Origin of the sequence: Clostridium chauvoei (genome assembly GCF_002327185.1) — a bacterium.
Taxonomy (GTDB): domain Bacteria; phylum Bacillota; class Clostridia; order Clostridiales; family Clostridiaceae; genus Clostridium; species Clostridium chauvoei.
Map to the genome: position 1 here is coordinate 2,175,600 of NZ_CP018624.1, position 21,019 is coordinate 2,196,618.

The window sequence follows — 21,019 nt, forward strand, 5'->3', positions numbered from 1 at the left end:
CCCCCTTTGTATAACTTTAATTTAAACATATCTTAAATATTGTTATCTTTAGTGGAATCATTTTTTAAATTTCGTTTATTACCCTTTGCCCCTCCCCCTTTTGGTTTTATATTAGATTCTATAATGTATTAATACTTAAAAGTCCTATCTTATACCATTGTAACATTAGACATTTTTTTACACAATATCCATTTTGATTATTGTTTTATAATTTTTTACATATTATTAGTTATTTAGCTTTCATAATATAAATATATGTTCATCGCTCTAATTTATAACAAAAGTCTAATAAAAAAATAGCTAGTAAGATGTACACCCTACTAGCTATTTATTTATATTAATCTCTATAAATTATTCTTCACTTTTACCTACACCTGAAAGTACAAGACCTTTATTATGTTCTAGAGCCCAATTAATACCCCAGTCATTTTGGAATATTATAATGTTTCTATCTCTTAAATCTTTAACTTTCTTAGCATCTGATGTTAAGTTTAACTTTTCAACATCAACATCTTTATTTTCTATCCATCTAACATATCTAAATGGAAGTCTATCCATCTTAATATCTACATTGTATTCATTCTTTAATCTATATTCTAAAACTTCGAATTGAAGAACACCTACAACTCCAACGATTATTTCTTCCATACCTATGTATAGTTCTTTAAATACTTGGATTGCACCTTCTTGAGCTATTTGTGTAACACCTTTAACAAATTGTTTTCTCTTCATTGTATCTACAGGTCTAACTCTAGCAAAATGTTCTGGAGCAAAAGTTGGGATTCCTTCAAATTTAAATTTCTTTGAAGGTGAGCATAAAGTATCTCCAATTGAGAATATACCTGGATCAAATACCCCGATTATATCTCCTGCATAAGCTTCTTCAACTATTTCTCTATCTTGAGCCATAAATTGTTGAGGTTGAGCAAGCTTTATTTTCTTGCCTCCTTGCATATGCATTACATCTTCACCCTTATTAAATTTACCTGAACAAATTCTCATAAATGCAATTCTATCTCTATGGGCTTTATTCATATTTGCTTGTATCTTAAATACAAAAGCAGAGAATTTATCATCAAATGGATCAATTTCTCCTATGCTTGAGTTTCTTGATAATGGTGCTGTAGTCATTTCTAAGAAATGTTCTAAGAATGGCTCAACTCCAAAGTTTGTTAAAGCAGAACCAAAGAATACTGGTGTTAATTCTCCTGTTCTAACTTTTTCTATATCAAATTCATCTCCAGCTATATCTAAAAGCTCTATATCTTCCATTAATTTTTCATGTAAAGCATCTCCTAGAATTTCTCTAAACTTAGGATCATCTACTTCACCTTCTATAGCTTGAACTTCGCTTTGACCGTGATTTCCTCCATCGAAAGCTATAATTCTATTGTTATCTCTTTCATAAACCCCTTTAAACTCCTTACCTGAACCTATTGGCCAGTTCATTGGGTAAGTTTTAATTCCAAGTTCACTTTCTATATCCTCTAGTAATTGGAATGGATCTCTAGCTTCTCTATCCATCTTATTTACAAAAGTGAATATAGGCATTTCTCTTAATGATGCAACTTGGAAAAGCTTTCTTGTTTGATCTTCCACACCTTTAGCAGCATCTACAACCATAACAGCACTATCTGCAGCCATTAAAGTTCTGTAAGTATCTTCTGAGAAGTCTTGGTGACCAGGTGTATCTAGTATATTAATGCAATGATCATTATAATTAAATTGCATAACTGATGAAGTAACTGAAATACCTCTTTGTTTTTCAATTTCCATCCAGTCAGATACTGCATGCTTAGAAGCCTTTCTAGCTTTAACTGACCCTGCAAGTCTTATAGCTCCTCCATATAATAGGAACTTTTCCGTTAATGTTGTTTTACCTGCATCGGGGTGAGATATTATAGCAAAGGTTCTTCTTTTTTCTATTTCCTTTATATAATCTGCCAAAGCATTTTCCTCCTTAATATGTACTCTATTTTATATTCTAAATTATATCCCTAATTATTGATTATAACCCAATATAACTTAAGTTAAAAGTATAAGTTACAAAAAGCATTACTATTTTAAATACTAACTAATAATAATTATTTTTTAAAAACTATTGACTTTTTATTAAGTAATAATTATTATTAATACATAAGGTTAATTGATAGCAGTTATCAATTATAAAATTCAAATTTTAGGAGGACTTAATATGTCATTAATAGGAAAACAAATACCAGAATTTAAGGTTGAAGCATATCACAATGGAGATTTTACAGAAGTTACAACTTCTGATGTTAAAGGTAAATGGGGAGTATTCTTCTTCTATCCTGCAGACTTTACATTTGTTTGCCCAACAGAATTAGGAGACTTAGCAGATAACTATGAAAAGTTTAAAGAAATTGGATGTGAAGTTTATTCAGTATCTACTGATACTCACTTTGTTCATAAAGCATGGGCTGATGCTTCAGAAACAATAGCTAAAATAAAATACCCAATGCTTGGAGATCCAACAGGAAATCTTACTAGAGGTTTTGATGTTATGATTGAAGAAGAAGGTTTAGCTTTAAGAGGAACTTTCATTGTTAACCCAGAAGGTGAAATCAAAGCTTATGAAATTCATGATTTAGGAATCGGAAGAAATGCTGAAGAATTATTAAGAAAAGTTCAAGCTGCTCAATTCGTAGCTGAACATGGAGATCAAGTTTGTCCAGCTAAATGGACTCCTGGTGCTGAAACTATAGTTCCAAGCTTAGATTTAGTAGGTAAACTATAATTCTTATTCTTTTAAAAATAACTATGGCGTGGCTATTTGGCCACGCTTTATTTTCAAAACAAAATTAAGATTTTTAATTGAAAGTTTTAATTTTATTTTGAATTAATATAAAGGAGGAGTTAATTTAATGAATGATAAAATTTATGATTTAGTTATAATTGGTGCTGGTTCTGCTGGTCTTTCTGCTGGTATATATGCAACTCGTGCAAAGCTTAATACTTTAATAATAGAAAAATCTAGTCCTGGAGGTCAAATTACTAAAACTTCTGAAATAGTTAATTATCCTGGAATTAGAAAAACTTCAGGACATGAATTAATGGAAGAAATGAGATTACAAGCTGAAGATTTCGGAGTTAAATTTCAAAGAGCTGAAGTTAATGACGTAGACTTCTCAAAGGAAGTTAAAATATTAAAAACTGATATAGGTGAAATTAAAGGGAGAGCTGTAATTATAGCTACAGGTGCTACTCCTAGAAAACTTGGCTTCCCTGGTGAAGAAGAGTTTGGAGGAAGGGGGGTTGCCTACTGTGCTACTTGTGATGGTGAATTCTTTAAAAATCTTGAAGTATTAGTTATTGGTGCTGGATTTGCAGCTTGTGAGGAAGCCATATATCTAACTAGATTTGCAAAAAAGGTTACAATAATAGCTAGAGAACCTGATTTTACTTGTGCAAAATCAATAGGTGATAAAGTTAAGGCTCATCCAAAAATAGATATTAAATTTAATACTGAAGTAGTTGAAGCTGTTGGTGATGATTTATTACGTTCAGTTAAACTAATTAATAATGTAACTTATGAAAAGTCTGAATACTTCCCTCCAAAAGAAGATGGAACCTTCGGTATATTTGTATTTGCTGGTTACGTTCCTCAAACTTCTGTATTTAAAAACCATATAGAACTCGATAACTTTGGATACGTACTGACTAATGAAAATATGAAAACTAATATTGATGGTGTTTATGCAGCTGGTGATTTAAGACCTAAAGCACTAAGACAAGTAGTTACTGCCGTTTCTGATGGTGCTATTGCTGCTACTGATGCTGAAAAATATATATTTGAAGAAAAAGAAAGATTAGGTATCGCTTATGAAGTTACCTATGAAGCTCCTAAAGAAAAAGAAAATATCGGAAACACTAAAGCCTTTGATGGTAAAAGTCATTTATTAAATGATACATTAAGAAATCAATTAGCATCTATTTTAGCAAAAATAGAAAATCCCCTTACTCTTGTAACAATAGTTGATCCTAACAATGGAAAATCTATTGAACTAAGAGACTTAGTTTTAGATATAGCTAATCTTTCTGATAAACTTAAAGCAGAAGTTTATATTAAAAATGAAGCTAAAGCTATTGAAGAAAAAATTAATGCTGATAAATACCCTGTAGTTGCTTTACTTGACAAAGATAACAATTATAGCGGTGTTAAATTCCACGGTGTTCCAGGTGGTCATGAATTAAACTCCTTTATACTTGCAATATATAATTTAGCAGGTCCTGGTCAAGCTATTGATCCAAATAACTTAGAAAAAATTAAATCTATAAATAAACCTACTAATATAAAGGTATGTGTATCTTTATCCTGTCACCTTTGTCCTGATGTAGTAGTTTCAGCACAAAGAATCGCCATTGAAAATCCTAATGTAGAAAGTGAAATGTTAGATTTAGCAAACTTTGACGAGATAAAAACTAAATATAAACTTATGAGCGTGCCAGCAATAATAGTAAATGATTCTGATGTTTACTTTGGTGCTAAGAAATTAGATGAAATATTAAAGTTTATTAAGTAACAAAAAATGGTATTTTAGAAATTAATCTAAAATACCATTTTCTTATTTTATAATTATTATTTAGCTTTTGGGCTTATTTGGTCATAGATTGCTTTAACAGCTTCATTATCTATTTGCCATTGTTCGTGAGCTCCATTTGTAGCTTGGATAGCTTCTCCAACAACTTTTACTTGTATCTTCTTTCCTACCCATTCATTTTCAGCTGTTTCTAGTAATTTTACATTACTTAATAATGGGTGTGTGTTTCTTTCTGGATTAAGTTTTGTTAAATAGTAGTATGGAGCTGTATAGTAAGTTGCTGCTTCTTCAACTGCATCTGTATCTTCTACACCTGGCATCCAATGTTCAGTTGGTTTTGTTGCCTCATTCTTTATATTTACATCAGCAAATTGTAACTCAATATTTTTCTCTATAAATTCTGGAGTGAATACTTCTGCCATTTCTGGTGATAATTCAGTTCCATCTTCATTTAATACTTTAATTTCAATTGTAGCTTTAACTAATGCATCTGACTTTCCTATATTTCTAACCCAAGCTCTCTTTTCTACTTTATCACCTGGTAACCAGTTTGCCTTATCTCCACGCCAGTCTTCTTGAACGTCTATATTTACTAAACCAGTTGTAAAATTGTTAACTTCTGTGTCTGATGCTTCAAACCAAGCTAAAGTTCCTCCTGCAACTCCTACTACTACTGCTGCTGCAGCTATTAATGATACGATTTTCTTCTTTGACATTTTCCAATTCCCCTTTTCTTTTAACTTATTTATTTTAATAATTTTAATTATTAACACATTAATATATTAACGTTGTAACACTCTAATGTTATAACGTATTAATAGCAAAGCTATACTTCTTTATAATTCTTCAGATTTTATTTCATTATTTGATTTTTTCTTTTTATCTATAAATACTTTTATTCCAATTAATATAACAAAGATAGTTGGTACTAAAATTAATAGCTTATCCATATTATTTTGTATAAATACGATGAAGTATCCTATTACTGGAATATGAAAAATAACTTTTCCTATGACATTTGCTGATTTTATAGGTACTGGATCTATATTTTCATTTGCATCACCTTTAGTTACAAAGGCTAGTCCATTATCGTCAGTTAAATCTATAACTCTATGAGTTGCTATAGACCCTCCATCTGTTTTAAAAGTTATTACATCACTAGTTTTTATTTCTTTAGGATCAATAGCTTTAACAGCTACCACACTACCTGTACTTATAGCTCCTGTCATACTTCCACTTAATACACTATACAAACTATATCCAAAAATCTTTGGTGTTATTAATATAAATACAATCGCTATAAGAACAAAATAGAAAATACAATTTCCTATAAATTTAACTGTCTTATTCTTCATTGCCCACCTCTTTATTTAATTATGACTTTTTATTTTTAAATAAAAGTATTCCTGATGCAATTGCTAATAATGCTAATCCAAGTATTTTATAAATACCTTCTTGCCCTGTTGATGGTAATTTTCCTGATAATGAATTTCCTCCATTAGAGCTATCAACTTCTCCTGAAGAGTTAATATTAGTTGCTGTAAATACCCACTTTAAGTGAGATTTTTTATCTGCATACTCATTACCTACGCTCTTTCCATCTAAAGAAAGTTCAGCTTTTATTTTTTCTCTGTCTCCATTTTTGAAAACTCCTATGAAAATATTATTTTTCAAATGAGTCCCATCGCTTACTAAACCATCGTATATTTCTTTATTTCCAATTGTAAGCTTTAAATTAAGTTTATCTAAAAGATGATATTCATCTTTTTTATCTGGTTGCTCTATTCTCATATATAATTCAAAATGCTCTTCATGATTGCTTTCTATATCAACAATTCCTATATGCTTATCACCTGGCATTAAATTATCTATCTTTAAGAAATCTTCACCTTTAATTCTAATTCCCTCTGTATCCCCTATTAAAGTAATCTTAGATGGTATTTTAATAGCAAAGGCTTTTGTAGTACTTATACAAGTGATATTTAAAGTTAGAATTAATGTAAGAATTATAAATCTTAAAAATCTCTTCATACTTATACTCCTCCACCTTCATTACTCTTTGTATCTATAAGCTCTTTTAGCATATTTATTACTTCTTCACTTATTTGTCTCCAAACTTTTGTGAATGAATATTCATAATTACCATCTTCAATTTTATATTTATTTACTTGCACTGCTTCTGATTGAACATTAACTTGGAATTCCTTATCTTCAAGCTCTTGCTTCATATCTTCTGGAATATTTAAAATTACCTTTTCTAAAAGTGGTTCTGTAAGTTCATTGCTACCTAAAATCTTTTTATAATAGTAGTATCCATCTCCACCATCTAGCCAATTTTCTTGAAAATTATCGGCAAATTTTAGCTCTACCATATTTTCATCTATTCCATAAATATTCCCATCGTTATCAGTAAAGCTTTTAGTTATATTAACTCTAACTAAGGCTTCTGTAGAACTTTCATTTTTTATTTTGATATGCTTTATAAATTCATTTTCTTTATCAGTTTTTTCAAACTCTTCTTCTATATCTATATCTACATTACTAGTTATAAATATATTTTCTTCTGAATCTGAATCTGAAAAAAAAGCTGTAGTAACAAATATATATCCACTAAACAACATAATAGTTGCAATGAATAGAGTTGTTATAAGTCCTTTTCTTAATTTCATCTAAACCACTCCTCCTCTATTCATCTTTCTTGAATATTTCAAACTTTTCTAAGTTCCATTTGAAAACATTCTTTATTTTGTCATAATCGAAGAATAAACTATTATTTTCTTTACTATTTGTAACTTTTACAGTTTTACCATTTAAGTCTTTATTTAAAGTAAATTTAAGTTTATTATCCGTTCCATTATTAATTATATTTCCAGCTTTATCAGTAATTTCTATACCTTTTAATTCATAATTCATAGGAACTACTTCATTTATTGTATATTCCACTCCGTATAGTAAGTTTGATATAGTAACTGGTTCATTTTGGTTAACATCTAAAGTATAGGTTTTACCATCACTACCAGTAACTACTATAGTAAACTTGCTACCTAGATCTTCTACTTTAAAAATTCCTTCTAAAGCTTTAACTATATTAATACTTGGTTTAGCTATTTCTATATTTGCACTTGAAGTAGCCATGTCATGTCCACTTCTCTTTAAAGTTACAGTATTAGTTATTTTATAATTCCAACCTACTTTAGGTTCTGGAACTATAAAACCTTCAACTAGTACTTTTATCTTTTCATTTATATTCATACTAAAATTATTAGCATTAAAGTCTGATAAACTACCATCATTATTTACTAATTTGTAAACCCAATTTGGAGTACTATCTTTCCATTCATTTTCTAAGAAGTCTTCTAAGCTTAAGTTATTTACTGACATAGCTCTTTCCTTAATCTTAGTTTCATTTGATATATCAAATAAGAATTTAACTTCATCACCTGGTTGAACTATTTTAGTAGTACTTTCCTCTTGAGTTTCACCTCTTTTATATATTATTTCATTGCCCCTTTTTATTTCTTCTACATGCTTTTGCATAGTAAAGTTTAATGCTTCTAACGGTATATCTATAGCTTCTAAGTTAAAAGTAGCTTCTTTAGATATTGTTAATTTATCATTAAAATAATTACCTTTACCTACTACGGTATTTAGTACTTGCCCCATATTAATATCTACATCTGATACAACATACTTTTGTGAATTTAACCCCTTAACCTCTACAGCTTCTCCTAATTGTAAATTTTCTAGAAGCTCTAATCCACCTTGCTTTAAGCTGCCATCAGATAATGTTTTAGTAACTACATTACCTACACTACTTTCTATTTTTTCTTCTGAATTTAACTTATAAACCCCATCTTTTGTAACTTTTATTCCTAATAAGTTATCTTCAAATACTATATTAGTTAATGGTTGATCACCTGTATTTTGTAATTTGAAAGTGTAGTTAATTTCTTGAGATGCATAAACTTGTGAGTTTTCAACTAAAGTTTCTTCTATTCCATTTTCTAATAGATAAGCACCCTTTGATACTTCTACGTCTGGTTTATCTACAACAAATACTTCAAACTTACTAGTTCCACCACCTTCAGCAATGTCACCTGTAAATATTTCTATAGTTTGTTCTGTTTTGCTAGGATCTAAATATTTACTTATATCTCCTAAATTTAAATGTCCATTTTCATTTGTTGCACCTTCATTTAAGTGTACATGCCAACCATCTGTATGTTTAGACATATCAAGGTGATTTTTGTTATAACATCTATTATTATGATTACTCACTGCTTGCTTATATGATAATGTTTCTATTGAACCATCTGGCATTCTAAATTTCATACTATTTCCATTTGAATTTTGAGTTCCATAATTTATATTTGTTGGTTTGCCATTGATAAAAACCATTAAGAAGTCATTAACTGGAAGTATAAGTTCTGGAGAACTTCCACTTAAAACTCCTAAATATACTTCTTTATTGTTTATATCTCCATTTAAATTAAAATTTCCTCTAAACATTCTCCACTCATGTCCATCTATTCTTTTCCAAGTTGCACATTCTGGATAGTTAGAAGGTAATATCCCAACATACTTACTAAAATACGGATTGTTTTTTCCATCCCAAACTCTAGTTGTTTCTGTTGGATTCAAATATTGAGTCATAGCTTCATAATCAAATATTAAATTATAAGTGATGTTATTGTCTGCAATACTATAAGGTGTTCTTAAAACTCTACCTTTCTCAGTCTCCCCTGGATTATTGAGTATATACGTATTACCATCACTACTCCAATGATTAGAATCAGGCTTTTTATCTTCTCTAGTTTCTGTCACAATTTGATTATCTGGTATTTCTGGTGTTCTACTCCAACTTACATCCAAAGGCCTAGTGTTAACTTCTATTGCTTTTGTTTTTATTAGCCTCATATTAAACAAACTTAATGTAAAAACTAATGTAAGGCATATTGTTATAATTTTCTTTAGCTTGTTGAACACTTATTATCCCCCTTTCTGTTTTAAAGTAAATTTTATATTTATTAAATTTTTAAGCTTTTAAGTTGTGTTTTTTAACGTTTTAATATTTTTTCGACCCTTCTCTTGAATAATTATAAAATCCATCGTCCATTTTTACAATATTATTTTTTTTGCGCATATAAATTATATATTCATACTTTGTACATATATTTTTAATTCATCTACAGTTTTCAGCATTTTATTTTTATAAAATCTTTGACTTTTAGCAATATTTAAATTTAAGATTTATATTTTTCAGTTCCTTATAAAAACTATCAACAAATATTCATTATCCGCGACTATTTTCTCGTTAACTAATTCATAATTTTTTTATATTTTTTAGAAGTTAACTTTATTATTTAGTCTTTAATCCTAAACAAAAAAGGCAATGATATTTTATTTAAATCATAAAATATCATTGCCTTTATTTATAATTATTAGTTTTGTTTAGCCTTTGGACTTATTTTATCATATACTTTTAGTATATCTTCATTTTTAAGGTCTTCCCATGATGTATATGCTGCATTTTTTGCTTGAACTGCATCTGCTTTAACATCTATAACAATTTTCTTATTAGCCCATTCATTTCCTGCTTTTTCTGATAATTTTACTGAATCTAACAGCTTAGCTGTTTCTTGATATTTTCTTATTTTATCTAAATAGTAGTATTCTATTTTATATGATATACTCTTGTCATCATTTACTACAACTTCTGTTTCATTACCTTTAGCCCATTTTTCACCTTTTTCAATTTTATCAGTTGCTAAAGATTCATCTACATATTTTAATTGAACCATTTCTTTTAATTGATCTTTTAATTCTTCAGCATTTTGAACCTTTATTGTAATAGTAGTTTTAACTAAAGCATCTGTTTTTTGTGTATTTATCATTTTAACTTCTTTATTTACTTCAGTTCCTGGTAGCCAATGTTCTGCTATTTCGTCTTCAAAGTTTTGTTCCTCTATTTCTACCCCTACTTTTCCAGTTGTAAAGCTGTTTGAAACGCTATATTCACTAGTAAACCAAGCTAATGTGCCTCCTGCAACACTTACTACTACTGCTGTTGCAGCTAATAATGAAACTATTTTCTTTTTACTCATTTTCTTATGTCCCCCTACTTATGTTAGTTTTGTTTTTATTTATAATTAATTTAATATAATTATCACATTTTAAATTCTTACTTTTTCAGCTTTTGTTTTTTTACTAAAAAAGTTCTCAATTAAGTATCCTCCAACTATTAGAATAGTTAATGTAATTCCCACTACTACTAAATTATTTTGTATAAATACAATTAAATATCCCAAAAATGGCAAGTGAAAAATTACTTTTCCTATAACATTATCTTCTGAAGTCTTCATTGGATCTATTTGTTCATTTGCATCACCCTTAGTTGCAAATTTTAAACCATTTTCATTAAATACATTAACAACTCTATGGGTAACTACTGTATCCCCACCTGTTTTGAAAGTTATTACATCACTCTTTTTTATTTTACTTGCTTCAACTTTTTTAACTGCAATTATACTACCTGTATCTATTGACCCTGTCATACTTCCGCTTAATACACTATAAAAGCTAAACCCAAATAGCTTTGGACTTAGTGCAAAAACTATAATACCTACTATAACTACATAAAATATCCCATTTAAAATACCCTTTAATACCTTATTAAAAATAAAATCACCACCTAATTTTTAATGAAAATCTCTCTTTCTTTTTTTCATCATAATTAAACCAAGTATAATAGCAACTATAGAAGTGCTTACTATTATATAAATACTGTCATCCCCTGTTGATGGCAATCCCAATTTATTGAAATATTTATTTATACCATAATTTTTATTAATAACTTTATTAGGTTTTTCTTGTTTATCTACTGTATTTGCTGTAAATATCCAATTTATTTTAGATTTTTTATCTACGTATTCGTTTCCTATCTTGTTTCCATCAAGAAAAATTTCTATTGTTAATTTTTCTTTATCACCTTTTTTAAAAATGCCTAGAAATATATTTTCATTTAATTCATCTGCTTTGCTTATTACATCATTGTAAATTTCTTTTTCTCCAAGTTTAACTTTTAAATTAAGTTTATCTAGCAAATGATATTCTTCCAATTTAGGATCTTTTTCTAATCTCATATAAAGCTCTATAGGCTTACTATGTTTATTTTCTATATCTATAACTCCTTGGTACCAGTCTCCTGGTAATAAGTTATCAATATTTAAAAACTCATCTTTATTTTCTTGAAAGCTAATTCCTTCTGAATTTCCTTCTAGCTTAATATTTGATGGAATTTTCTCTAAGGCAAAGGTTTTTGTCGTAAATATAAAGCTAAAAATAAACGTGACCATTACGATTTTTAAAACTCTCTTCATATCTATTCTCCTTTACCTTTTTCAGTTTCATCTATTATGCTACTTAACAAGCTATCAATATTTTTATCATGTAATTCTCTCCAAACTTGTCTATAAGCATAGTCTTCTTTTCTGCTGTTTAAATAAGTTGGTTGTACACCTTCTGATTTAACATCTATTATAAAATTCTTGCCCTCATATAAAGGCTTTTTTTCCTCTGGTATATTAAAGGTTACTGATTCTAAAAGCATTTCTGTCTCTGCATTTTTATCATCTTTTTTTCCCTCTAATATTTTTTTATAATAATAATATCCATCATTACCTTTAACCCAATATTTTTCCCAATCCTTTGACATATTCAATTGAACTACATTTTCATCAAGACCTAGAACATTATCATTATCATCAATCCATCTTGTACTTATGCTAACTCTTACTAAAGCTTCTGTTTCACTATTATTTTTTATTTTTACTTTCTTTTTCAAGTTATCTTTATGATCTTTGTCACTTGAATCAAACTCTTCCGTAACCTCTGTATCTATTTTTCCTGTAGTAAATACAGATTCATTTGTATCTATATCACTAAAAAATCCTAGGGTTTTGAAAATCCCTCCAATAATAACTATGAAAAGTACTACTGAAAGAGTTGCTATAAGTTCTTTTTTTCTTCTCAACTTAATTACCCCTTTCCCCTATTCAACTTTAGTTTCAATGTTATCTTTAGAATATTTAAATATATTCTTTTTCACATTTGAATTAAAGAATAAGCTTTTATTTTCTTTTTTATTTATAATTTTCATAGTTCCATTATTTAAGCTACCTTGCATAGTTAGGTGTCCTGCTAAGAAACCTTCCCCTGTATTAATTTTCTCTGCTAGTTGTTTTTCTTGGTTAACTACTTCTCCATCATTATCTCTAAGTTCTATTCCATCTAACTTATAATTCATAGGAATTACCTCGCTTACTGTATATACAACTCCATATTTTAAATTAGGTATATTGTAAGTTTTGTTTGGTATAGCTTCTACTGTAACTTTTGAGTTATCGTCCCCAACTACTTTTATAGTAAAGGATTTATTTTCCTCTGGTGTTAACCCTTTATTGGATATAGCTTTCATTATATTTAAACTAGGTCTTGCTATTTCAACATCAACCTTACTTCTTGCTAATTCTATATTTTTTCTACTTAATACACCCTCATTTGTGATTATATAGTTATCTGAATCTTTATTTGGTTCTGGAACTACTAATCTTTTTAAAATAACTTTTATACTTTCATTAGGTTTAATTGTAAAGCTCTCATGATTAATATTTTCTCCCTTACCTTGAAAATCATAATTCCATCTTTCCATTTGGCAGTTTGGAGTTAATATATCTTGTAAGTCTAAATTATCTACAGCTATTGCTTTATCTCCATTTTTACTGTTATTTACTATATCAAAACCATAAGTTATTTCATCGTTAGGATTTACCTTAGGGATTTCCTCTTGTCCATTATTCTTATATATTGTTTTTCCGTCTCTAATTATTTCCTCTACATTTTTAGTCATTGAAATACTTATATCTTTTATATCTATATCTTTAACTTTTACTGAAAAGTTTGCTTCACTTATTGCTATTAATTGATCACCTAAGTAATTTGCTGTTCCTACTACTTTATTAGTTAAAATACCTCTATCTACATCTTTGTCTATAACTGTGTATTTCAAGTTTCCCTTATCTACAACTTCAATCTTTTCTTTTATTTGAAGATTACTTAAAAGTTCTAAGCCTCCAATTATCTCTTCATTATTAGCTGTGGTCTTTTTAACTTGGACTAATGAACTATTAACCTTTTCATAACTTGAATCTGACGCTTTCTTAAATACACCATTTTGATTTACCTTAATATTTAATAAGTCATCTACAAACTCAATATTTGTTAAGTTCTCATTCATTTTATTTTCCATTGCAAATTTATAATAAACATCTTCTGCTGAAGTTACTGTTGAAACATTATTTTCTAGTGAAATTTCCTTATCACCTTCTAATTTATAAGCACTCTTATTAACTCCTATATTAGGCTTTGAAACTTTAAATATTTCAAATTTACTAATTGCTCCGCCACCTGCATTGTCTCCTGAAAATATCTCTATTTTATGATTAGTAATATTAGGATTTAAATATTTATTTATATTTCCAAGTTTTAAATACTTTCCATCTACAACTTCTGTATTATCATCTAAGTGTACATGCCATCCATCAGTATGCTTACTTACATCTTGATGTAATCTATTTATGCAGATATTATCTATTCCATAAGGATTATTTCTATAGTGTGCTGTTTTAAAATCTAATGCTTCAATACTTCCATCTGGCATTCTAAACTTTATATTTTTTCTATTACTATCTGTAATTTCTTGAGTTCCATAATTTATATCAGTTGTATTACCATCTATAAATACCATAACAAAATCATTTACTGGGAATATAAGTTGTGGTGATCCTTTACTTGAAACTCCTATATATAAATCCTCACTTTTTATTTGGTCAGGATTTAAAGAAAATTCTCCTCTAAACATTCTCCATTCATCACCATTATGATTGCTATGATATTTCCAAGTAGCAAATCCATCTACTGGATAATTTTTTGCAAATTCTTTATTTATATATCCTTGATAATAAGGATTATTTCCCTTACCATCCCATACATTATCTGTTTGAGTTGGATTTAATAATTGACAGAAGGTTGAATAATCAAAAATTCTATTGCTTGTACATTTATATTGATTTGAATTTATAATATTCGCTGTTCTAACTATACTTGAACTTCCATTTAAATTACCCTTATCTAATATCCGTTCCTTTCCCCCATTATATTGGTCCCAATATGAAGAGAAATTATTTCCCTCTGTATCTACAATTCCATTTCCTTCTGGGGTTCTTGACCAATTAACAGGTATAGCTTTTTCTATTTTACTTTCAGCTTCTGTCTTAATTCCTCTTAAATTAATAAATGCTATTGTAAAAATTATTGAAAGAAATAATGATATATATTTCTCTCTCTTTTTCCTCATTATCTTCTCCCCTCCTATCTAATATCTTTTGTCTAATTTATTTACACAAAATAAAAAACCGACCTATCTAAGGATATTCCCCTTAAAATAAGCCGGTTGCACTATTATCTCCTTACACTTCAAGTGCCCATATACAAAGTGTAATTCTTAGATTCTTAATTAATATTTTGTTTTTTTTCTGCAACAATTTTATTATAATAACTTTTTGAAAAAAGTAAAGTATTTTTTGTTATTTTTTACATATTTTATATTAATTTTAGCATTATTTTTTAATTAAATTAATATATTCTTGTAATATCTTTGTTTATAATGGTTATTTTTAGGATAATATTTTTTTGTTTTGCTAATAATAGCATGAAAATTTTATGAATTAAAAAAAGAAGATACCTTCAATAAAAGGTATCTTCTCTAAAATTTCTTTAAAAACTATTTGTTTCCAAATGCCTTTTCATAGTCAGCTATGAATTGAGCCATTCCAACATCTGTTAAAGTGTGCTTAGTCATTTGAGCTATAACTGAATAAGGAATTGTTGCAATGTGTGAACCAGCTAAAGCAACATCTAAAACGTGCATTGGGTTTCTAACACTTGCAGAAATAATTTCTGTTTCTATTCCGTGTATTTCAAATATTTCAGATATATTTCTTACTAGGTCTATTCCAGGATTTCCGATATCATCTAATCTTCCTAAGAATGGGCTTACATAACTAGCACCAGCTCTAGCAGCTAATAAAGCTTGAAGTGGTGAGAATATTAATGTTACGTTAGTCTTTATGTTTTCTTTTGATAATACGCTTACTGCTTTTAAGCCTTCTTCACACATAGGTATTTTTATAACTATGTTCTTGTTCATCTTTGAAAGTTCTCTACCTTCTTCTATCATTTCAGGAGCTTTTAATCCCATAACTTCTGCACTGATTGGTCCGTCAACTATTGAACAGATTTCATCGATAACTTCCTTTAAGTCTCTTCCTTCTCTAGCTATTAATGATGGATTAGTAGTTACACCACATATAACTCCAAGGTCATTAGCTTTTCTAATATCTTCAACATTAGCTGTATCTACGAATAATTTCATTTCATTCACTCCTTAAATTCTGAATCTTAAAAATATTTTAAACAATTTTATTTTATGGTTAGTTAGGGTATCTTTTCAGATACCTCTAACCTTCCTAAAAAACTTAATATTATTTTATCTAATTATTAGTATTAAAATACTACTTTAATATAGCTTTTGCTTGTTTTACTATTTCAGCAGCTGTTAATCCGTACTTTTCCATTAATTCGTTTGGAGTACCTGATTCACCAAATGTATCTTGAATACCAACCTTTTTAACTACTGTTGGACATTCTTCACAAACTACTGATGAAACCATAGCTCCAAGACCACCTATAACTGAGTGTTCTTCAGCTGTAACTATACCCTTAGTTTCTTTAGCAGCTTTTATTATTATTTCTCTATCTATTGGTTTGATAGTAGCCATGTTTATAACTCTAGCTTTTATTCCTTCAGCTTCTAATTCTTTAGCAGCTTCAAGAGCCTTTGCAACTAACATACCAGTAGCTATGATTGCTACATCGTTACCTTCTGTTAATTGTGAACCCTTACCAATTTCAAACTTGTAGTTTTCATCATAGATGTCTTCTGTTGCACATCTTCCGAATCTTAAGTAAACTGGTCCATTCATTTCTGCTGCTGCTTTTACAGCTGCCATAGCTTCTCTATGGTCTGCAGGAACTAAAACAGTCATGTTTGGTAGAGATGTCATAAGAGCGATATCTTCTACTGATTGGTGTGATCCACCATCTTCTCCAACTGTGATACCAGCATGAGTTGCTGCTATTTTAACATTTACTTTTGGGTAACAGATTGAGTTTCTGATTACTTCAAAAGCTCTTCCTGATGCAAAAACTGCAAATGTACTTGCAAATGGAACTTTTCCAACATTAGCAAGACCTGCTGCCATACCCATTAAGTTTTGTTCAGCTATACCTACATTGAAAAATCTATCACTAAAGTCCTTTTTGAAATCTGCTGTCTTTGTTGATTTTGAAAGGTCTGCGTCTAAAACAACTACATTTTCATTTTCCTTTCCTAATTCAACTAATGCCATTCCATATGATTCTCTCGTTGCTTTTCCCATTTTTTTATTCCTCCTTATTTAGCAATCTCAGCTAGAGCTTGATCTTTTTGTTCTGCACTTGGTGCTTGTCCATGCCATCCAGCTTGGTTTTCCATAAAGCTAACACCCTTACCTTTAACTGTGCTTGCTAGTATAAGATTTGGCTTTCCGCTTACAAGTGAATTGAAAGCTCTATCTATTTCTTCAAAGTCATTTCCATCGCACATTATAACGTTCCAACCAAAGCTTCTGAACTTTTCATCTACTGGTGAAACTGTCATAACATCTTCATTTTTTCCGTCTATTTGTAAGCCATTGTAATCAACAACAGCAACTAAGTTATCTAATTTGTAATGTACAGCAGCCATTGATGCTTCCCACACTAAACCTTCTTGTAATTCTCCATCTCCTAAAACAGTATAAACCTTAGCATCGCTCTTTTGTGTCTTTAATCCAAGCGCCATACCTACAGCATTTGATATTCCTTGTCCTAATGAACCAGTTGAAACGTCAACTCCTGGAATATGTTTTGCATCTGGATGTCCTTGTAATAAAGCTCCAATTCTTCTTAAGTGCTTTAATTCTTCTTTTGGGAAGAATCCTTTTTCTGCTAATACTGAATAAAGTGCTGGTGCAGCATGTCCTTTACTTAAAACAAATCTATCTCTATTCTCAGCCTTAGGATTTTTCACATCTACATTCATTTTTTCATAATATAAATATGTAATTATATCTGCGCAAGATAATGATCCACCTGGATGACCTGATTTAGCCTCATAGATCATTTCAATAATATTCTTTCTAACGTCTTTTGACTTGTTAACTAATAACTCTTTATTCATAATTTCTCCCTTCACTCGCTTGAGCAATTTGATTTAAATTATTCTTGTTTTGGATATTTTCAATAGCCTTACAGCTAAATGTTAACATAAAATACATTATCTTTTCAACAAAAATTCACAAACTCTAATCTTGTCTACGAATTTAATTTGGTAAGAAATATCTTATGTAATCCTTGCCTTTCAAAGGATTCTTAAGGTTTTAGTGTATAAAATCCTTTCGAAAAAAATTTTAATTTTATTGAAAAAATTTTCATAATTCCGTTTTTTTAATCACACTCTTTTTATATACACCATAAATTAATCTTAAGCTTATTAATATATTGTTAATATCTCCCAAAACCTTTTACAAGAAAAACTACTAAGACCTAAGTTTTAGTAGTTTTTTATTAATTGGAGTTTTAGGTTATGTTATCCCTATTTAGGGTTATGGGCATTTTTAAACTTTTCATCCATAAAAACTTTTGTCTCTTTTAAGACATTTTTCCAATTATCATTACCTACATACCAAAACTCTGCTACATATCTTCTAACACCTAATTCCCATGAAGTTCTTATTATCTCTTCAAAGTTTACATGTCCTGTACCAAAAGGTATTTCTCTAAACTTTCCTGGAACTGTTTCTTTTAGATGAACTGCTGCAATATGTCCTGCTCCTGTCTTTAAATCATCTAAAACATTAGTATTATATGTTACTGCTGCATTTTTTATATTTCCACAATCAGGATATACATGTAAATATGGTGAGTTTATTTTATTTACATATTTCATAGCCTTTTCTACTGTATTCATAAATTCTGTTTCCATAGTTTCAAAAGCTAATATTATTCCTTTTTTTGCAGCCATTTCAACAGCTAGCTTTAAGTTTTGTGAAAATAACTTCTCTGTTTCTTCTGTAGACTCATCATAGTAAACATCATATCCTGCTAATTGGATTATTCTTATACCTAAATCGCAAGCAAAATCTATAGCTTTTTCCATAATTTCCATGCCACGATTTCTTACATTTTCATTTAAACTTCCAAGTGGATATTTTCTATGACCACTAAGGCACATAGTTCTAATTGGAATACCAATTTCATACATAGTTTTTATAAGCTCTAATCTTTCTTCCTTTGAGCTTTCAAGTCTTGAAAGCTTCTCATCTGTTTCATCTATACTTATTTCAACAAAATCATAACCAGCTTCCTTTGCAAAAGTTAGCTTTTCCCTCCATGTAAGGGTATTTGGCATTGATTTTTCATACAATCCTAATGTATATTCCTTCATAAATACACCTCTGACTTCTTATTTTTGTCCATAATAGGCATTTGGTCCATGCTTTCTCATAAAATGCTTATCTAAAAGAGTATTTGGCATTGATCTTACCCCTGAATTCATTATCATCTCTGTAGTAAATGCCATCATAGCTACTTCTTCTAAAACTACTGCATTATGCACTGCTTCTGAAGGGTCTTTCCCCCAAGTAAATGGTCCATGATTTTTAACTAATACAGCTGGCATATATTTTGGATTTAAATCCTTAAATCTTTCAACTATAACTTCACCAGTATTGTATTCATAATCTTTTTCAATTTCTTCTCTAGTCATATCCCTAGTACATGGAATTTCTCCATAGAAATAATCAGCTTGAGTTGTTCCATATGGATTTATCCCTCTACCTGCTTGTGAAAAAACTGTTGCCCATTTAGAATGAGTGTGGACAATGCCTCCAACTTCTTTAAACTCTTTATACAATCTAACATGTGTTGGTGTATCTGATGATGGCTTTAAATCACCTTCAACCACATTTCCTTCCATGTCTACAACTACCATATCTTCTGGCTTCATAACATCATACTCTACTCCTGATGGCTTAATTACTATAAGACCTTTTTCTCTATCTATTCCTGATACATTTCCCCAAGTAAAAGTAATTAAATTATATTTTGGAAGAAGCATATTAGCTTCATATACTTTTTGTTTTAATTGTTCTAACATTTAATCCACTCCCATTCCTTTTATATTTTTAGCTATTAATCTGTAACAATATATAATGCTGCTTCTCCTAATTCACGATTTGCAGAAATTATAATATCTCTATCTTTTTCATTTAATACAGCAACGTTACTAGGTCCTACTCCAGCTTCTATTGTTGTAGCCTTGAATTTAAGTGGGTTTGTGCTTTCACATTGAATATAGAATAATTCCTTTTCGTTTCTTCTATATCCACCAATTATTGTTGGAACTCCTCTAAGCTTTCCACCCCAAACAACATGACCAAAATCCATTTCCTTTGGATATTTATAAACTTCTTCGTATTTATCTCCGATTTTTTTATTTATTATAAAGTTTCCACCATGGAATTCTTCTATTGTTACTAATTCATCTACTCCATCGCCATCTATATCTACAACTGCCACATCACTTACCGGCTTGTCCATAATTTGTTCTACTTTCCAATCTTCACCTTCTACTTGTGGTGGTGTTACAACAAATACACCTTCTTGTGATGTAACCATTCCAACTTCTTTTCCATTCCACATTGCTCTACAATAGCCATGGTTTTTTGTAAGTCCTTCTTTTATAACTTTTAATTGTATTGGCTCATTAAGATCCTCTGGAAGAACTCCTACATAAATTTTACCTGGATCTGACCAATCATCTTTACAAGTTTTTGTTGTACAAAGAGTAGCGCCTAAGAAGTAGTTAACTCCATTAGCTTTTAAGATATCAAAACGATGAACATATGGTAAATCTAATATTGTTTTAACTTCAAATTCATCATTTTCTTTAGGTCTTGCCCAAACTATAGTTGCTTTTTCTGATTGGAATGTTGGGAAGAAATTTTGAACTGCTAAAAAGTCTCCATTCTTTCCTGGTACAGGTATCATTGACATTGTTCCACCTGGGCCATCCCATACAGTAGATTGTTTAAAGTCTTCACCTGAGTACATATAACATGCACCTTCACCTTCAGTTGCTAATAATATCTTTGTTTCATTATCTATTACTGTGCTTGATGTAGCGTAGCATCTATGCAAATTTGTTAAAAACTTCTTTTCTATATTCATTTTATTTCTTCCTCCTAGATTTTTAATAT

At 29.4% G+C, this 21,019-nt stretch carries 19 protein-coding genes and 1 riboswitch; of the genes, 2 read left to right on the forward strand and 17 right to left on the reverse strand.

Annotation, left to right across the window (positions count from 1 at the left end; all coding sequences use genetic code 11):
- Positions 1 to 351: 351 nt before the first annotated feature.
- Positions 352 to 1,947, reverse strand: coding sequence for a peptide chain release factor 3 (locus BTM21_RS10210; RefSeq protein ID WP_021874788.1), 1,596 nt, complete (start codon positions 1,945 to 1,947; stop codon positions 352 to 354).
- A gap of 247 nt (positions 1,948 to 2,194) precedes the next feature.
- Here BTM21_RS10210 and ahpC point away from each other — a divergent pair, with 247 nt between their 5' ends.
- Together ahpC and trxB are read left to right on the forward strand one after the other, a co-directional pair.
- Positions 2,195 to 2,758, forward strand: a complete 564-nt coding sequence (gene ahpC, locus BTM21_RS10215) for an alkyl hydroperoxide reductase subunit C (protein ID WP_079481090.1) — start codon at positions 2,195 to 2,197, stop codon at positions 2,756 to 2,758.
- 127 nt (positions 2,759 to 2,885) lie between these two features.
- Positions 2,886 to 4,544 (forward strand): thioredoxin-disulfide reductase, encoded by a 1,659-nt coding sequence (gene trxB / locus BTM21_RS10220; protein ID WP_021874786.1) that lies wholly within the window; start codon positions 2,886 to 2,888, stop codon positions 4,542 to 4,544.
- Between the two features lie 56 nt (positions 4,545 to 4,600).
- Here trxB and BTM21_RS10225 read toward each other — a convergent pair whose 3' ends face one another.
- The 16 genes from BTM21_RS10225 to BTM21_RS10300 form a co-directional block, all read right to left on the reverse strand.
- On the reverse strand, positions 4,601 to 5,278 hold the full coding sequence (locus BTM21_RS10225) for a BsaA family SipW-dependent biofilm matrix protein (RefSeq protein ID WP_079481089.1): 678 nt from the start codon (positions 5,276 to 5,278) through the stop codon (positions 4,601 to 4,603).
- A gap of 120 nt (positions 5,279 to 5,398) precedes the next feature.
- Complete coding sequence (locus BTM21_RS10230; protein ID WP_021874784.1) at positions 5,399 to 5,917, reverse strand: signal peptidase I; 519 nt, start codon at positions 5,915 to 5,917, stop codon at positions 5,399 to 5,401.
- A gap of 19 nt (positions 5,918 to 5,936) precedes the next feature.
- Positions 5,937 to 6,593 (reverse strand): LPXTG cell wall anchor domain-containing protein, encoded by a 657-nt coding sequence (locus BTM21_RS10235; RefSeq protein WP_021874783.1) that lies wholly within the window; start codon positions 6,591 to 6,593, stop codon positions 5,937 to 5,939.
- Between the two features lie 2 nt (positions 6,594 to 6,595).
- The gene (locus BTM21_RS10240) at positions 6,596 to 7,231 is read right to left on the reverse strand and encodes a hypothetical protein (protein WP_021874782.1); all 636 of its coding nucleotides are present in this window, start codon (positions 7,229 to 7,231) and stop codon (positions 6,596 to 6,598) included.
- 16 nt (positions 7,232 to 7,247) lie between these two features.
- A complete protein-coding gene (locus tag BTM21_RS10245; protein ID WP_079481088.1) occupies positions 7,248 to 9,548 on the reverse strand; it encodes a hypothetical protein in 2,301 nt (766 codons plus the stop codon).
- Positions 9,549 to 10,003: 455 nt separating this feature from the next.
- Positions 10,004 to 10,666, reverse strand: coding sequence for a BsaA family SipW-dependent biofilm matrix protein (locus tag BTM21_RS10250; protein ID WP_021874780.1), 663 nt, complete (start codon positions 10,664 to 10,666; stop codon positions 10,004 to 10,006).
- Positions 10,667 to 10,735: 69 nt separating this feature from the next.
- Positions 10,736 to 11,242, reverse strand: a complete 507-nt coding sequence (locus BTM21_RS10255) for a signal peptidase I (RefSeq protein ID WP_079481087.1) — start codon at positions 11,240 to 11,242, stop codon at positions 10,736 to 10,738.
- A gap of 18 nt (positions 11,243 to 11,260) precedes the next feature.
- On the reverse strand, positions 11,261 to 11,941 hold the full coding sequence (locus tag BTM21_RS10260; protein ID WP_021874778.1) for an LPXTG cell wall anchor domain-containing protein: 681 nt from the start codon (positions 11,939 to 11,941) through the stop codon (positions 11,261 to 11,263).
- A gap of 2 nt (positions 11,942 to 11,943) precedes the next feature.
- Positions 11,944 to 12,594 (reverse strand): signal-mediated exported protein, encoded by a 651-nt coding sequence (locus BTM21_RS10265; protein WP_021874777.1) that lies wholly within the window; start codon positions 12,592 to 12,594, stop codon positions 11,944 to 11,946.
- A gap of 18 nt (positions 12,595 to 12,612) precedes the next feature.
- Positions 12,613 to 14,976 (reverse strand): hypothetical protein, encoded by a 2,364-nt coding sequence (locus tag BTM21_RS10270; protein WP_021874776.1) that lies wholly within the window; start codon positions 14,974 to 14,976, stop codon positions 12,613 to 12,615.
- An 81-nt stretch (positions 14,977 to 15,057) separates the two neighbouring features.
- Positions 15,058 to 15,141, reverse strand: a riboswitch (cyclic di-GMP riboswitch).
- A gap of 261 nt (positions 15,142 to 15,402) precedes the next feature.
- A complete protein-coding gene (gene fsa / locus BTM21_RS10275) occupies positions 15,403 to 16,053 on the reverse strand; it encodes a fructose-6-phosphate aldolase (RefSeq protein WP_079481086.1) in 651 nt (216 codons plus the stop codon).
- Between the two features lie 139 nt (positions 16,054 to 16,192).
- Positions 16,193 to 17,119: a transketolase family protein gene (locus BTM21_RS10280; protein ID WP_021874774.1), complete on the reverse strand. Its 927-nt coding sequence runs from the start codon at positions 17,117 to 17,119 to the stop codon at positions 16,193 to 16,195.
- 14 nt (positions 17,120 to 17,133) lie between these two features.
- On the reverse strand, positions 17,134 to 17,940 hold the full coding sequence (locus BTM21_RS10285; RefSeq protein ID WP_096145434.1) for a transketolase: 807 nt from the start codon (positions 17,938 to 17,940) through the stop codon (positions 17,134 to 17,136).
- A 414-nt stretch (positions 17,941 to 18,354) separates the two neighbouring features.
- A complete protein-coding gene (locus tag BTM21_RS10290; RefSeq protein ID WP_021874772.1) occupies positions 18,355 to 19,206 on the reverse strand; it encodes an L-ribulose-5-phosphate 3-epimerase in 852 nt (283 codons plus the stop codon).
- 18 nt (positions 19,207 to 19,224) lie between these two features.
- Positions 19,225 to 19,917: an L-ribulose-5-phosphate 4-epimerase gene (gene araD / locus BTM21_RS10295; RefSeq protein WP_021874771.1), complete on the reverse strand. Its 693-nt coding sequence runs from the start codon at positions 19,915 to 19,917 to the stop codon at positions 19,225 to 19,227.
- A 35-nt stretch (positions 19,918 to 19,952) separates the two neighbouring features.
- Positions 19,953 to 20,990 (reverse strand): hypothetical protein, encoded by a 1,038-nt coding sequence (locus BTM21_RS10300; RefSeq protein WP_079481084.1) that lies wholly within the window; start codon positions 20,988 to 20,990, stop codon positions 19,953 to 19,955.
- Between the last annotated feature and the right edge of the window lie 29 nt (positions 20,991 to 21,019).

Bases quoted from the DNA above. Each gene is read 5' to 3' on its own strand.
- ahpC (WP_079481090.1), top strand. From the start codon at position 2,195: ATGTCATTAATAGGAAAACAAATACCAGAATTTAAGGTTGAAGCATAT.
- trxB (WP_021874786.1), top strand. From the start codon at position 2,886: ATGAATGATAAAATTTATGATTTAGTTATAATTGGTGCTGGTTCTGCT.
- BTM21_RS10225 (WP_079481089.1), bottom strand. From the start codon at position 5,278: ATGTCAAAGAAGAAAATCGTATCATTAATAGCTGCAGCAGCAGTAGTA.
- BTM21_RS10230 (WP_021874784.1), bottom strand. From the start codon at position 5,917: ATGAAGAATAAGACAGTTAAATTTATAGGAAATTGTATTTTCTATTTT.
- BTM21_RS10235 (WP_021874783.1), bottom strand. From the start codon at position 6,593: ATGAAGAGATTTTTAAGATTTATAATTCTTACATTAATTCTAACTTTA.
- BTM21_RS10240 (WP_021874782.1), bottom strand. From the start codon at position 7,231: ATGAAATTAAGAAAAGGACTTATAACAACTCTATTCATTGCAACTATT.
- BTM21_RS10250 (WP_021874780.1), bottom strand. From the start codon at position 10,666: ATGAGTAAAAAGAAAATAGTTTCATTATTAGCTGCAACAGCAGTAGTA.
- BTM21_RS10260 (WP_021874778.1), bottom strand. From the start codon at position 11,941: ATGAAGAGAGTTTTAAAAATCGTAATGGTCACGTTTATTTTTAGCTTT.
- BTM21_RS10270 (WP_021874776.1), bottom strand. From the start codon at position 14,976: ATGAGGAAAAAGAGAGAGAAATATATATCATTATTTCTTTCAATAATT.
- fsa (WP_079481086.1), bottom strand. From the start codon at position 16,053: ATGAAATTATTCGTAGATACAGCTAATGTTGAAGATATTAGAAAAGCT.
- BTM21_RS10280 (WP_021874774.1), bottom strand. From the start codon at position 17,119: ATGGGAAAAGCAACGAGAGAATCATATGGAATGGCATTAGTTGAATTA.
- BTM21_RS10285 (WP_096145434.1), bottom strand. From the start codon at position 17,940: ATGAATAAAGAGTTATTAGTTAACAAGTCAAAAGACGTTAGAAAGAAT.
- BTM21_RS10290 (WP_021874772.1), bottom strand. From the start codon at position 19,206: ATGAAGGAATATACATTAGGATTGTATGAAAAATCAATGCCAAATACC.
- araD (WP_021874771.1), bottom strand. From the start codon at position 19,917: ATGTTAGAACAATTAAAACAAAAAGTATATGAAGCTAATATGCTTCTT.
- BTM21_RS10300 (WP_079481084.1), bottom strand. From the start codon at position 20,990: ATGAATATAGAAAAGAAGTTTTTAACAAATTTGCATAGATGCTACGCT.